At 71.0% G+C, this 14,179-nt stretch carries 9 protein-coding genes; 7 read left to right on the top strand and 2 right to left on the bottom strand.

All coding sequences use genetic code 11. The features are described from left to right. Positions 1-2: 2 nt before the first annotated feature. On the bottom strand, positions 3-1,625 hold the full coding sequence (locus E0497_RS06390; protein WP_241665751.1) for an Hsp70 family protein: 1,623 nt from the start codon (positions 1,623-1,625) through the stop codon (positions 3-5). A gap of 328 nt (positions 1,626-1,953) precedes the next feature. On the opposite strand from E0497_RS06390, the gene E0497_RS06395 reads away from it, so the two are divergent. From E0497_RS06395 to E0497_RS06410, 4 genes are all read left to right on the top strand, one after another. Continuing rightward, complete coding sequence (locus tag E0497_RS06395) at positions 1,954-3,156, top strand: IniB N-terminal domain-containing protein (RefSeq protein WP_194150307.1); 1,203 nt, start codon at positions 1,954-1,956, stop codon at positions 3,154-3,156. A gap of 84 nt (positions 3,157-3,240) precedes the next feature. Beyond that, positions 3,241-5,061, top strand: a complete 1,821-nt coding sequence (locus tag E0497_RS06400) for a dynamin family protein (protein ID WP_137723953.1) — start codon at positions 3,241-3,243, stop codon at positions 5,059-5,061. Then, the gene (locus E0497_RS06405; RefSeq protein ID WP_137723954.1) at positions 5,058-6,527 is read left to right on the top strand and encodes a dynamin family protein; all 1,470 of its coding nucleotides are present in this window, start codon (positions 5,058-5,060) and stop codon (positions 6,525-6,527) included. The genes E0497_RS06400 and E0497_RS06405 overlap by 4 nt, the downstream gene beginning before the upstream one ends. Before the next feature lie 117 nt (positions 6,528-6,644). Then, positions 6,645-8,720, top strand: coding sequence for a M13 family metallopeptidase (locus E0497_RS06410; RefSeq protein ID WP_161987389.1), 2,076 nt, complete (start codon positions 6,645-6,647; stop codon positions 8,718-8,720). Positions 8,721-8,739: 19 nt separating this feature from the next. Here E0497_RS06410 and E0497_RS06415 read toward each other — a convergent pair whose 3' ends face one another. Beyond that, positions 8,740-10,155, bottom strand: coding sequence for a phytoene desaturase family protein (locus E0497_RS06415; protein ID WP_137723956.1), 1,416 nt, complete (start codon positions 10,153-10,155; stop codon positions 8,740-8,742). Between the two features lie 342 nt (positions 10,156-10,497). Between E0497_RS06415 and dnaK the strand changes: the two genes are divergently transcribed. The 3 genes from dnaK to dnaJ all read left to right on the top strand — a co-directional run bounded on the left by dnaK (position 10,498) and on the right by dnaJ (position 14,163). Beyond that, positions 10,498-12,339, top strand: a complete 1,842-nt coding sequence (gene dnaK / locus E0497_RS06420) for a molecular chaperone DnaK (protein ID WP_137723957.1) — start codon at positions 10,498-10,500, stop codon at positions 12,337-12,339. Beyond that, positions 12,336-12,902, top strand: a complete 567-nt coding sequence (gene grpE / locus E0497_RS06425) for a nucleotide exchange factor GrpE (RefSeq protein ID WP_137723958.1) — start codon at positions 12,336-12,338, stop codon at positions 12,900-12,902. The genes dnaK and grpE overlap by 4 nt, the downstream gene beginning before the upstream one ends. An 88-nt stretch (positions 12,903-12,990) precedes the next feature. Continuing rightward, positions 12,991-14,163, top strand: a complete 1,173-nt coding sequence (dnaJ, locus tag E0497_RS06430) for a molecular chaperone DnaJ (protein WP_137723959.1) — start codon at positions 12,991-12,993, stop codon at positions 14,161-14,163. Positions 14,164-14,179: the final 16 nt, after the last annotated feature.

Consider the following 14,179-nt stretch of genomic DNA (forward strand, 5'->3'; position numbering starts at 1 on the left):
CGTCACTGTCCGATCAACAGACCCGTCACCGGGTCCACGACGGCCCCGACCACGCCGCCGAGTCCGTTGACCACCCCACCGAGCCCGTTGCCGATCCCGGTCACGACCCCACCCAGGCCGTTGCCGATCCCGGTGGCGGCGTTACCGATTCCGGTGCCGATCTGTCCCGCGTCGGGGCCGGGCGGCGGTGTGTACGCGGGCGGTGGATCGGCCGGTGCCGCAGGCAGGTTCGGTGCGGCCGGGGGGTCGGGGAGCGCCGGGACTCCGGGGACCTCAGGGGTATCCGGGGTGCCGGGCGCGGGGACCGATGCGGTGCCGCGTCGTGCAGGCGTCCCCGCCGGGACGGTCCGCCCGGTCGCGGCGTCGACGACCGTCGGCGCCGCCGCACCGCCACGGCCGACGGTGACCGCCGTCGCGTCACCGCCCGGCCCTGCGGGTGTCCCGTCCCCGGCCGGGGTGGTACCGGCGACGGGGGCGTTCTCGACAGAGGACGGCGACTGGGCCGGAACGGGATTCGAGGCTGTACCCAGCGCGAGCCCACCCGCCGCGAGCACCGCGACGGCCGCCGCGGCCGAGGTGGCGACCGCCAGCCGGCGCTGCGTGCTCCATCCGCGGCGGCGTTCGTTCCGTCGGGTCGGGAACCCGGCGGAAACCGGTGCTGCCACCGGGTATTCGGAGGTGGGTAGGTCGTCCACGACCACCGTCGCCGTCGGTGCGGTGACGGTCGCCCGGTCGCGCGCGAGGTGCGCGGCCCCGAGTGCCGCGGTGAGGACGGGCCGGGGAGCGACCGTGACCGTCGATCCGAACTCGGCGGCAACGAGTTCGGCGACCAGCGGGATCGCCGCGCCGCCGCCGACGATCAGCACATCACCGACGTCGGACAGCCCGATGTTCGTGGTGTACAGGGCCTCCCGGATCAGCCCGAGCGAACGGGACAGTGGTTCCCGGACCAGATCCTCGAACTCGGACCGGACCAGTCGCACACTCGTCTCGAACCCGGGCAGGGCGACGGCGACGACGGTCTCGGTGTCCGTGGACAGCGACTCCTTCGCGTCCCGGCAGCGGCGGCGCAGGTCCGCCAGCGCGGCCGTGGTCGCCGGATCGGACGTGTCGAGTCCGTCGAGTTTGCCGGCGACGGATCCCAGGATGTGTCGCGTCACCAGGTGGTCGATCCGGTCACCGCCGAACTCGTCGCTGTGCAGGGAGCGGCCGAGGATCGACGGCTCGTCGCCGGTGCGCACCACGGTCACGGTCAGGCCGGACGCGCCCACGTCGTAGACGACCACCGCACCGTCGCCGAGTGGGCCGTGGACGGCGTCGAGCCACGCCGTGCACGCGAGGGCGTCGGGGATCAGGCTCGTGTGCCCGGGCCCGCGTCGTCCGAGGGCCGCCTCGAGTGCCCCGGCGGTGTAACTGCTCCACCCGGCGGGATGCGTGACGACGACGGCACCGGCAGGGCCGGACGGTTCGACGGCGGCGACCAGTCCCGCGACGGTGTCCGCGAACAGGTCCTCGCCCGGGCGGGTCCGGCCGGTGTCGTCGAGTACCCCCACCGGGTCGCCGACCCGATCGAGGAAGCCGGGTCCGTCGGTGGTCCGGACGGACGTGACCGCCGAATCGGACACCGACCCGTCTTCCGAAATGTACGCTGTGCCCGAATTGGCGGTTCCGACAGCAATTCCGAGCCCAGCAGACATGCGTCACTCCCATCCGTTCGGGCGGGTTGCGGAACCGCCGGTGGTATGGCGATTGTCGGCCCCCGACGGGGGTTCGTTACGGAATCCGGCCGCGCCCGGCTCGGGTACGGGGCTGTCCCCCTAACCGCCGCCGACCCCCTATCCGGGGTGGCGACACGCCCTGGACGACAGTCGGGGAGCGACCCCGTTCCCGAAACCCTCCCGGATTCGTAACGTGGACACCACACTCGCCTCCCGAACGTCAGGAGTGATCCCCATGGCCGGCAACGCAGTTCTCGATTTCATTCTCCGACTCCTCCGTGACGAGGATGCGGCCGCCGCATACTGCGCCGACCCGCAGGCGGCACTGGCCGCGGCCGGACTGCCCGACGTGTGCGCCGCCGACATCGCCGCCGTCGCCCCCACGGTTGCCGAATCCGGGCTGTTCGGCTCCGGTGCCGCCGACCTCGGCGCGATCCTCACGGCCGGCACCGGGGCAGCCGGCATGCTGGGCGTGGTCGCCGGCGGTGCCGGTCTCGGCGCGGGTCTCGGCGACGGCCTGGGCCTGGGTGCGGGACTCGGCCTCGGCGGAAATCTCGGTGGTGGCCTGGGCCTCGGGGGGAATGTGGACGGCGACTTGGCCGGTGGCGTCGACCTCGGTGGGGATCTGGCGGCCGCGCTCGGCGGGGTGCTCGCGGCGGGAGGCGCGATCGGCGCGGGTCTCGGGGGTGCCCTGGGGGCCGCGCTCGAGGCGGCGTCGGGGCTCGGCGGATCACTCGACCCGGCCGGCGGCGCCGACATCGGCGGCGATCTCGCGGCCGCGCTCGGCGGCGCACTGAACGTCGACGGCTCACTCGTCACCGATCTCGGGGCGTCGCTGAACGCGGCACTCGGGAACGTGGGCAGTGTCGACCTGGGGGGACTGCTGTCGAGCGACGGCGCACTGACTGCCGCGCTGGAGAGCGCGTTCGGGGCCGGAGGTGAGCTCGGTGGGGAGCTCGGCACCGCCCTCGGCGGGCTCTTCGACGCGGCGCTCGACGCCGGTGCCGGGCTCGGGGGAGGGCTCGGCGCCGGCCTCGAGGGGACGGCGGATCTCGGCGGCAGCCTCGGCACGGCCCTCGGTGGCGGCCTCGACGTCGGCGGTGATCTGACGACGTCGCTCACCGGCGCGCTCGAGTCGGCGCTGTCGGCCGGTGGCAGTCTCGGCGTCGACGGCAGCATCGGTGGCGGTCTCGACCTCGGCGCCGCGATCGGCACGGCCGGTCATGTCGCGGACGCCACCAACGCGTGGTCGTCGATCGATACCGACGCGTTCGGGTCGGCGCACTCGGATACCGGGTTGTTCGGGGGGATCGATGCGGGACTGCAGGCGGGTCTCGAGGCCGGCCTCCACGGTGGTCTCTCGGCCGGTCTCGATGCGTTCGGGTCGGCGGCCGTCGACCATCCCCTGCCCGACCTCGGGCAGGATCTGCTGCCGTGATCCGCTCCGCGTGACGGCGCGGCGGCTGTAACGGACGGGGCCGCCGCCGCGCTATGTCGGCAGTAGAGGATCGGGGTGGCGGATATGAACGATGCGACGGTGGACCTGCTCGATCGGACCGCGCGGATCGCGGACTCGGCCGGGCGCGGCGACCTGGTGGAGCGGTTGGACGTGGCCCGGACCCGGGTGACCGATCCTCGGTTCCGGGTCGTCGTGGTGGGCAGGTCGGGGCAGGGTAAGAGCCAGTTCGTGAACTCGCTGCTCGACCTGGCGGTGTGTTCGGTGGGCGACCACGAGACCACCGCCGTCCCCACCGTCGTGCAGTATGCGGATCGTACGTTCGCGGAGCTGGTACTCGCGGCGTCGTCCGGTCCGCCGATGCGGGTCGACGTTCCCCTGGGCCAGGTGGAGACGATCGGCCCGGGGTCCCCGCTCGCGGCGGGGCGCGACATTCTCCGGCTCGAGGTGAACGTGCCGAGCCCGCTGCTCGCGGACGGTCTGGTGTTCCTCGACACCCCTGGGGTGGGCGGGCACGGCAGCCCGCACGCGGCCGCGACCCTCGGGTTGCTGCCGGCCGCGGACGCGGTCCTGGTGGTGTCCGACGCCAGCCAGGAGTTCACCGAACCCGAGTTGGCGTTCCTGCGTCAGGTGACGGGCCTGTGTCCGGCGGTCGCCTGCCTGGTCGGCAAGACCGACCTGTATCCGCACTGGCGGCGGATCGTCGACGCCGACCGCGGGCATCTCGAGCGGGCCGGGCTGGAGGTGCCGTTGCTGCCGATCTCGTCGCTGCTGCGGTCGCACGCGCTGCGTCTCGACGACCCGTCGTTGCACGAGGAATCCGGATTCGCCGCCCTGTACGACTTCCTGCGGACCCGGGTGGTCGACCATGCGGCCGGCGGTCTGCGGCGCGCCGTGTCCGTCGACGTGTACGGCGTCGTCGAGCATCTGCAACTGACACTCGTCAGTGAGCTTGCCGCACTGCGTGATCCGGAGAAGGGGTCGGCTGCCGTCGCGGAACTGCGGCGGGCCGGAACCGTCACGGAGGACCTGCAGAAGAAGACGGCCCGCTGGCAGCAGACCCTCGCCGACGGTATCGCCGACCTGGCCGCGGACATCGACCACGACCTGCGGGACCGGCTGCGGCAGGTGACGCGGGAGGCCGAGAAGGCCGTCGACGAGGGGGATCCGGGCCGCGAGTGGACCGAACTGGGGGAGTGGCTCGCCGGGCAGGTCGCACAGTCGGTGGGCGACAACTTCGTGTGGGCGCACGACCGGGCCCGGTGGCTCGCGGAGGTCGTCGCCGAGCATTTCGCGGCGGCCGGGACGGTGGACCTGCCGCTCCTCGACGTCGCCGGCCTCGACGGTGTCCTCGAGCCGGTCGCCGAACTCGGCGATCTCGAGTCCGGCCGGATCGGGCTCACCCAGAAGGTTCTCGTCGGGATGCGCGGCTCGTACGGTGGTGTGCTGATGTTCGGCCTCGTCACCACCCTGATGGGGATGGCGCTCGTCAACCCGGTGTCGATCGGTGCGGGAGTCCTGTTGGGCACCAAGGCGTACCGCGACGACCGGGACGCCCGCGTGGTCCGTCGGCGCGGCGACGCCAAGATCGCGATCCGACGGTTCACCGACGACGTCAGCTTCCAGGTCGGCAAGGAATCCAAGGACCGGCTGCGGCTGATCCAGCGGCTGCTGCGCGACCACTTCACCGCCGTCGCCGAGCAGACGTTGCGGTCGCTCGCCGACTCGCTGAAGGCGGCGCAGGAGGCGGCCGGTGTCGCCGCCGGGGAACGGGCCCGCCGCGCCGACGAGGTGGAGAAGCAACTCGCGGTGCTGTCCGGGCTGAAGAGCCGGGCGGCGCACCTGTTCCCGGTGGACGCGTCGGTGGGCGAGGAGGCGAGCGCGTGACGGCGTCGCTCGAGCGGGTCCGCCGGCTCGTCGCGTCCGCCCGGGCGAGCTACCCGACGGACAGCGACGCACGCACCCGGCTCGCCGCGTGCGCGGCCCGGCTCGACGAACCGTTGCGGGTCGCGCTCGCCGGATCGCTCAAGGCCGGAAAGTCCACGCTGCTCAACGCTTTCGTCGGTCAGGACATCGCCCCCACCGACGCGACCGAATGCACCCGCGTCGTCACCTGGTACCGCAACGCCGTCACCCCGGCCGTCACCGCCCACTACGACGGGGACCGCTCCGCCCCCGTCACGGTGCAACGCCCCGCCGGGCGCCTCACCTTCGACCTCGGCGCCCTCACCGCCGACCGGGTCGACCGGATCGACGTCGACTGGCCGGCCAGCGCGCTGACCCGCACCACGATCATCGACACCCCGGGCACGTCGTCGCTGTCGACGGACGTCTCCGCCCGCACCCTCGACATGCTCACCCCGGAGAACGCGGTGTCCGGCGCGGACGCCGTCGTCTACCTGCTGCGCAGCCTCAGCGCGTCCGACGTGCAGTTCCTCGGCCGGATCGGCGCCCACGTCGGCGGCGAGTCGGGGCCGCTCGGTGTGGTCGGGGTGGTCTCGCGCGCCGACGAGGTCGGGGCCGGGCGGGCCGATGCGATGCTGTCCGCGAAGGACGTGGCGGCCCGGTTCGCGTCCGAACTCGAGGCGACCGGGCTGTGCCAGGCCGTCGTCCCGGTCGCGGGACTGCTGGCGCTGGGGGCACGAACGTTGCGGCACAGCGAGTTCGCGGCGTTCGAGGCGCTCGCGGCCGTACCGTCCGAGCAACTGTCCGCGGCGATGCTGTCGGCGGACCGGTTCGGCCGCGACGACATCGCACTGCCCGTCGACGGTGCGCTGCGCCGGCAGTTGGCCGACCGGTTCGGGCTGTTCGGGATACGTTCGGCGATCACCCTGATCCGTCTCGGGGTGCATGATTCCCCTTCGCTCGCAGCAGGATTGGTGCAGCTCAGCGGCCTCGACGGGCTGCGCCAGGTGATCGACATCCAGTTCGGGCAGCGGGCCGACCAGTTGAAGGCGCACTCGGCGCTCGTCGCCCTCGAACGCGTCCTCGCCGCGTATCCGACGCAGCAGTCCCCCGACCTGCTCGTCGAGGCTCGGCGCCTGCTCGCCGACGTCCACGGCTTCGCGGAACTCCGTATGCTCGGCCGGCTGCGCACCGGCGACGCCGGCCTGCCGCCCGACGACCTGACCGAACTGCACCGCCTCCTCGGCGGATTCGGGATCGGTGCCGCGCAGCGGCTCGGGCTGGCGCCGGACGCGTCCCCCGATTTTCTACGCGTCGGCGCCCTCGCCGCAGTACGCGCGTGGCGGGCCCGCGCCGACCATCCGCTGCTCGACCCGTTCACCGTCCGCGCCTGCCGGACCGCCGCCCGCAGTGCCGAGGGGGTACTCGCCGAACTCGGCGAGCTGTGAAGGATTCCCGTCGGTGGGCGGGCGGAATCCTGCACGGAACGCCGGACACCGGGCTGCATGCCCGGTTACAGTGTCCGCAAAGTCGGGTTCGGCAATCACAGTCAGGGGTGTGTACCGGTGCGGAACAGAACGCGGGTGTGGACGGCGGCGTTGACGGCCGGGGTGGTCGCGGCCGGCGCCGCGGGATGCTCCACGGGACAGGCGGACCCCGGCGACGCCGCGGTGACCGCCGCGGCGCTCGACGTCACCGAATTCGACAGCGCCGTCGGCGTCTGCACCGACCTCGACGGCTTCGTCAACGGAAACTGGAAGCGCAGCAACATGATTCCGGCGGACAAGACGCAGATCGGCTCGTTGACGGTGGTGGTGAACCGGACCCTCGAGGCGCAGCGTGCCATCGCCGAGAGCGCGGCGAACGACTGGTCGGGGGACGGCGTCCCGTCGTCGGACCGCGACAAGATCGGCGTCCTGTACCGGGACGCGATGGACGTGGACACGCTCGAGGCGGTGGGGGCGATGCCGCTCGCGCCGCTGCTGGCCCGGATCGACGCGATCGCCACCCGGGACGACATCGTCCGGTACCTGCGCGACGACGCGGTCGGGGGCGGCGGTGTCCTGTTCGCGACGGGCAGCGACGCCGACCAGCAGGACGCGACCCGCCGGATCGCGGATGTGAGTCCGACGGGTCTCGGGCTGCCGACGAAGGACTACTACACCGACCCGCAGTACTCCGAGATCGCCGACGCCTACCGCGACTACACGGCCACCGCGCTCGAACTGGCCGGGGTCGCGGACGCCGCGGGCCAGACCGCTCAGGCGTTCGATGTCGAACGGCAGCTCGCGGCGGTGTCGCTGAGCCCCGAGGAACAGCGCGACCCGGAGAACCAGTACCGGATGGTGACCGTCGCCGACGCGAACCGCACCACCCCGTCGTTCGACTGGGGTGCCTACTTCGAGGCGCAGGGCGCGGATGTCGGTGACGGATTCTCGCTGGCGCAGCCGCAGTACTACGAGAAGGTCGAGGAACTGCTGGTCGGTGCCCCGATCCCGCAGTGGCAGGCGTTCCTGCGGTCGAGCCTTGTCCACCGCTACGACAACCGCTTGTCGAAGGAGTTCCGCGACAACAACTTCGGCTACGCATCGTTGCTGGGCGGCACGGACGAACCGGCGCCGCGCTGGCAGTACGCCGTGGCCGCGGTCGACGGCACGATGGAGAACGCGATGGGCCGACTGTACGTCGAGCGGGAGTTCGACGAAGCGGCGAGGGACCGCGCGGACGATCTGGTGCAGCGGGTGATCGCCGCGATGCGGGTGCGCATCGAGAATCTGGACTGGATGAGCCCGGAGACCAAGAACAAGGCACTCGACAAGCTCGCGGCGGTGCTGCCGCGGATCGGCTACCCCGACACCTGGGACGACCTGTCGGGCCTGACGATCACCCCCGGGGACTTCTTCGGCAGCCTCGCAGCCGCCGAGCGGTTCCATCACGCCGACGACATGGCGAAGATCGGTACCCCGACGGACCGCTCCGAGTGGATCACCAGTCCGCAGACCGTCAACGCCTTCTACAGCCCGTCCGACAACTCGATCAACTTCCCGGCCGCGTTCCTACAGGCCCCGTTCTTCGACCCCGACGCCGACGATGCCGTCAACTACGGCGGGATCGGCGCGGTCATCGGCCACGAGATCACCCACGGCTTCGACGACACCGGCAGCCAGTTCGACGCCGCCGGCAATCACACCGACTGGTGGACGGACGCCGACCGCGCCGAATTCGACGCCCGCACAGATCGACTGGTGGAGCAGTACAGCGCATACGCGCCGATCCCCGGCCGCCCCGACCTCCACGTCAACGGCCGGCTCACCCTGGGGGAGAACATCGCCGACCTCGGTGGCGTGAACGCCGCATACGACGCGTTGCAGGCCGCGCTCGCCGCCGCCCCGGAGACGGCCGGCACCACGATCGACGGCTACCGCCCCGACGAACGGTTCTTCCTCAACTACGCGCAGATCTGGCGCATGAACACCCGCGACGAAGAGGCGGTGACCCGACTCGCCACCGACACGCACTCACCGGGCCGGTACCGGATCAACGGAGTCGTGCCGAACATCCCCGGATTCGCGCAGGCCTTCGGCTGCGGTGCCGGCGACCCGATGGTGCACACCGGGAACGACCTGGTGGTGGTGTGGTGAGCTGAGGCCGGTACGGCCGTCAGCGTCCGAGGTGCCGCAGTGCAGACCGGGCCGCATGGAATCCGCCCATGCCGTGCACGCCGCCACCGGGTGGCGTCGACGCCGAACACAGGTAGACGCCGGGGATCCCGGTCGCGTACGGGTCGAGAGCGAGCCTCGGCCGGGCCAGCAGTTGCCACGGATCGTTGGCGCCGGACGCGATGTCACCGCCCACGTAGTTCGGGTTGTAGACGGGCATCTCGACCGCCGACCGGGTGAAGGTGCCGACGATCCGCTCCCGCACTCCGGGCGCGAACCGTTCGATCTGCCGCAGGATCGCCTCCGACGCGTCACCGGTATATCCGTGCGGCACATGCGCGTACGCCCACACCGGGTGGACGTCGCCCACCGAACGGGACGGGTCCGCCAGATACTGCTGGCCGATCAGCACGAACGGGCGCTGCGGCATCCGGCCCCGATGCAGACCGAGTTCCGCGGCCGCGACCTCCTCGAGCGTCCCACCCAGGTGGACGGTCCCGGCGCGGCGGCACGCGTCGTCCCGCCACGGGATACCGCCGTCCACGGCCAGATCGAACCGGAACGCGGCCGGCCCGTACCGGTACCGGCGGTAGGCGCGGGCGACCCGGGCGGGCAACAGGTTTCCGGCGAGTTCGAGTGCGCCGGTGGGGGAGACGTCGAGCATCGTGATCTCGGTGCGGGGCAGTTCCCCGAGCGAGCGGACCCGGCGTCCGGTCTCGATACGGCCTCCGTGCGCGCGTAGCAGCGACGCCAGCGCATCGGTGATCGCCCGTGACCCGCCGCGCGCCACCGGCCACCCGTGCCGGTGCCCCACCGCGATCATGAGCAGTCCCACCGCCGACGTCGTCGGCCGTGTCAACGGCTGGTAGGCGTGCGCGGCAACCCCCGCGAACAGGGCCCGCGCCTGCGGGGTCCGCCAGCGTCGGGCCGTCCACGCCGCGGGAAGCAGTGCGTCGACACCGAAGCGCGCCAACGTGATCGGATGCTCCGGGACGTGCACGATCGGGCGCAGCACGTCGTCGGCGAGATCGTCGATCCGGTCGGCGAGCGGCGCGAACAGCCGGTGCCACGCTCGGCCGTCCGCGCCGAGTCCGGTGGCGGTGGCGTCCAGCGACCGGGTGAGCACGCCGGGCGCCGCGTCGTCGAGAGGATGCGCGAGATCGACGTCCGGGGAACGCCATTCGAGTCCGTGCGCGGCCAGGTCGAGGGACCGGAAGAACGGGGACGCCGCCCCCATGGGATGCACCGCCGAACAGTCGTCGTGCAGCAGTCCCGGCAGGATCCGTTCGCTCGTGCGGGTGCCGCCGCCGATCGTGTCGGAGGCCTCGACGACCGTCACCGACACTCCCTGCCGGGCGAGCGTCACCGCCGCCGCCAACCCGTTGGGGCCGGCGCCGACGACGACCGCGTCGGTCACGGGGTGCCCCGGTGATGCAGCCATGCCGACAGCGGCGGACCGGCGTCGTGCAGGGGGGCGACGACGACGTCCGGGCGCGGAGGCTGTGGTCGGTGCACGGGTCGGTCCACGTACCGGATCGTATCGGTGACCGGCGGGTTCAGGGGGACGGGAACAAATTCGTGGAGGGGTCCGTTGAGCCCTACGAGAACCTGAGCGTGGAAGACTCAAGTTTCGGGTTGACTTCGATTCGAACCGAATGCAAACTTGAGCCGGATACGCTCACATGGGGTTCATGTACACAGCGTAGATAAGCGAAACCGCAGCTCATGAGGCTGCGCAGAAGGAAAGTGAGGGATCACTATGGCTCGTGCGGTCGGAATCGACCTCGGGACCACCAACTCGGTCGTGTCTGTTCTCGAAGGCGGCGAGGCTGTGGTGGTCGCCAACTCCGAGGGCGCACGCACCACCCCGTCGATCGTGGCGTTCGCCAAGAACGGTGAAGTGCTCGTCGGCCAGCCCGCCAAGAACCAGGCGGTCACCAACGTCGACCGCACCATCCGCTCGGTCAAGCGCCACATCGGCACCGACTGGACCGTCGCCATCGACGACAAGAACTACACGCCGCAGGAGATCAGCGCCCGCACGCTGATGAAGCTCAAGCGTGACGCCGAGGCGTACCTCGGTGAGGAGATCACCGACGCCGTCATCACCGTCCCCGCCTACTTCGAGGACAGCCAGCGTCAGGCCACCAAGGAAGCCGGACAGATCGCGGGCCTGAACGTCCTGCGCATCGTCAACGAGCCCACCGCGGCCGCGCTCGCATACGGCCTCGACAAGGGTGAGAAGGAACAGACCATCCTGGTCTTCGACCTCGGCGGCGGCACCTTCGACGTGTCCCTGCTCGAGATCGGCGACGGCGTCGTCGAGGTCCGCGCGACCTCCGGCGACAACCACCTCGGTGGCGACGACTGGGACGAGCGTGTCGTCGCATGGCTCGTCGACAAGTTCAAGGCGTCCAGCGGCATCGACCTCACCAAGGACAAGATGGCCCTGCAGCGTCTGCGTGAGGCCGCGGAGAAGGCGAAGATCGAGCTGTCCAGCTCGCAGTCGACGTCCATCAACCTGCCGTACATCACGGTCGACGCGGACAAGAACCCGCTGTTCCTCGACGAGCAGCTCACCCGCGCCGAGTTCCAGAAGATCACCTCCGATCTCCTCGACCGCACCCGCGCGCCGTTCCAGCAGGTCGTCAAGGACGCCGGTGTCGCCGTCAAGGACATCGACCACGTCGTGCTCGTCGGCGGCTCCACCCGTATGCCCGCAGTCTCCGACCTGGTGCGCGAGCTGACCGGTGGCCGTGAGCCCAACAAGGGCGTCAACCCTGACGAGGTCGTCGCCGTCGGCGCGGCCCTGCAGGCCGGTGTCCTCAAGGGCGAGGTCAAGGACGTCCTGCTGCTCGACGTCACCCCGCTGTCCCTCGGTATCGAGACCAAGGGTGGCGTGATGACCAAGCTCATCGAGCGCAACACCACGATCCCGACCAAGCGCTCCGAGACCTTCACCACGGCCGACGACAACCAGCCGTCGGTGCAGATCCAGGTGTTCCAGGGCGAGCGTGAGATCGCGTCGCACAACAAGCTGCTCGGATCGTTCGAGCTCGCGGGCATCCCGCCGGCCCCGCGCGGCGTGCCGCAGATCGAGGTCACCTTCGACATCGACGCCAACGGCATCGTCCACGTCACCGCCAAGGACAAGGGCACCGGCAAGGAGAACACGATCAAGATCCAGGACGGCTCCGGCCTGTCCAAGGACGAGATCGACCGGATGGTCAAGGACGCCGAGGCGCACGCCGAGGAGGACAAGGCCCGCCGCGAGGAGGCCGAGGTCCGCAACCAGGCCGATTCGCTGGTCCACCAGACGGAGAAGTTCGTCAAGGACAACGAGGACAAGGTCCCGGCCGACGTCAAGGACAAGGTCGAGGCCGCGGTCACCGAGGTCAAGACGGCACTCGCCGGCACCGATCTCGAGGCCGTCAAGGCTGCCGTCGAGAAGCTGTCGACCGAGTCGCAGGCCCTCGGCCAGGCGATCTACGACGCACAGGCCGCCGACGCCGGTGCCGCCGGTGACGCCGCCGAGTCGGCCGACCCGAACGTCGTCGACGCCGAGGTCGTCGACGAGCCGACCGACCAGGACAAGAAGTGACCACCGAGCACCCCGAGCGGGAGCCGGTCGTCACCGACGGCGTCGTCGTCGATCCGTTCGACGAGGCGGTCTCCGAAGAGGCTGCTGAGCCCTCGGACGCTGCCGAGGCTGTCGAGTCTTCGGAGGCTGCCGAGCCGGACGCGCTGACCACGGTCACCGCCGAGCGGGACCAGTTCGAGACCGAACTGGGCTACGCGAAGGCCGAGATCGCCAACATCCGCCGCAACTCGCTGGCCCGCATCGACCGGGCCATCGAGGACGAACGGGTCGCGGTCGTGTCGAAGTTCCTCGACCTCGTCGACGACCTCGACCGCGCCCGCGCCCACGGCGACCTCGAGACCGGGCCACTGAAGGCCCTGTCCGACAAGCTGTCCGGCGTCCTCGACGGACTCGGCCTCGCCGCGTTCGGTGAGGAAGGCGACGCCTTCGCCCCCGACCTGCACGAAGCCGTGCAGATGGACGGCGACGGCGACACCCCCGTCCTCGGCGCGGTCCTGCGCAAGGGCTACCGCCTCGGCGACCGCGTCCTGCGGACCGCCATGGTCACGGTGACGAACAACTAGGCACTACGTGCCTGTGCGCCTTTTTGGTAGTACCCACTACCAAAAAGGCGCACAGGTGCCGTAGGCGCGAGAAAGGAGGAGACGCCCAGTGAGTCAGCGGGAGTGGATCGAAAAGGACTTCTACAAGGATCTGGGTGTCTCGTCCGACGCCTCGTCCGACGACATCAAGAAGGCGTACCGGAAGCTGGCGCGGGAACTGCATCCCGACGCCAACCCGGGTGACACCGCGGCCGAGGAGCGGTTCAAGGCCGTCAGCGAAGCCAACGCGGTGCTGTCCGATCCGGCGAAGAAGAAGGAATACGACGAGGCCCGCCGCTTGTTCGCGTCCGGCGGATTCGGCCCTCACGCCGGATACCAGTCCGGTGGTGGCGGATTCAACGGCGGCTTCGACATCGGTGACCTGTTCGGTGGCGGTGGCGGTGCCGGCGGCGCGGACGGCGGAATCGGCGACATCTTCGGTGGCCTGTTCAACCGGGGCAGCGGTCGGAGCACGACCGGTTCGCGGCCCCGCCGCGGCAGCGACGTCGAAACCGAGACGACCCTCGAGTTCCGGGAGGCCGCACTCGGCGTCACCGTCCCGCTGCGACTGACCAGCCCGTCGTCGTGCACCACCTGCCACGGCAGCGGCGCCAAGCCCGGCACCAGCCCGCGGGTGTGCCCGCGCTGCAACGGAACCGGCATCGTCAGCCGCAACCAGGGTGCGTTCGGATTCAGTGAGCCGTGCGACGACTGCCGCGGCACCGGATCCATCATCGACGACCCCTGCACCGACTGCCACGGCAACGGCATCACCAACCGCACCCGCAGCATCACCGTCCGCGTCCCGTCCGGGGTCAGCGACGGCACCAAGATCCGGCTCGCCGGACAGGGTGAGGCGGGACTGCGCGGCGCACCGTCCGGCGACCTGTTCGTCACCGTGCACGTGCGCCCCGACAAGGTGTTCGGCCGCACCGGCGACGACCTCACCGTCGTCGTCCCCGTCGGCTACGGCGAACTCGTCCTCGGCACCACCATCTCGGTGCCCACCCTCGAAGGCCGTGTCGGCGTGAAGATCCCGGCCGGAACCGCGGACGGGCGAATACTACGGGTGCGAGGGCGCGGCGTGCCCAAGCGCGGCGGAGGCGCCGGAGACCTGCTGGTGACCGTCAAGGTCTCCATCCCGCAGAAACTCGACGACCCCGCCACCGAGGCACTCCAGGCGTACCTGGAAGCGGAGAAGGCCAGCGGATTCGATCCGCGGGCAGGATGGGCCGGCGCCTGACGGCCCGCACCGACCG

Source organism: Prescottella subtropica, assembly GCF_005434945.1.
Classification (GTDB): domain Bacteria; phylum Actinomycetota; class Actinomycetes; order Mycobacteriales; family Mycobacteriaceae; genus Prescottella; species Prescottella subtropica.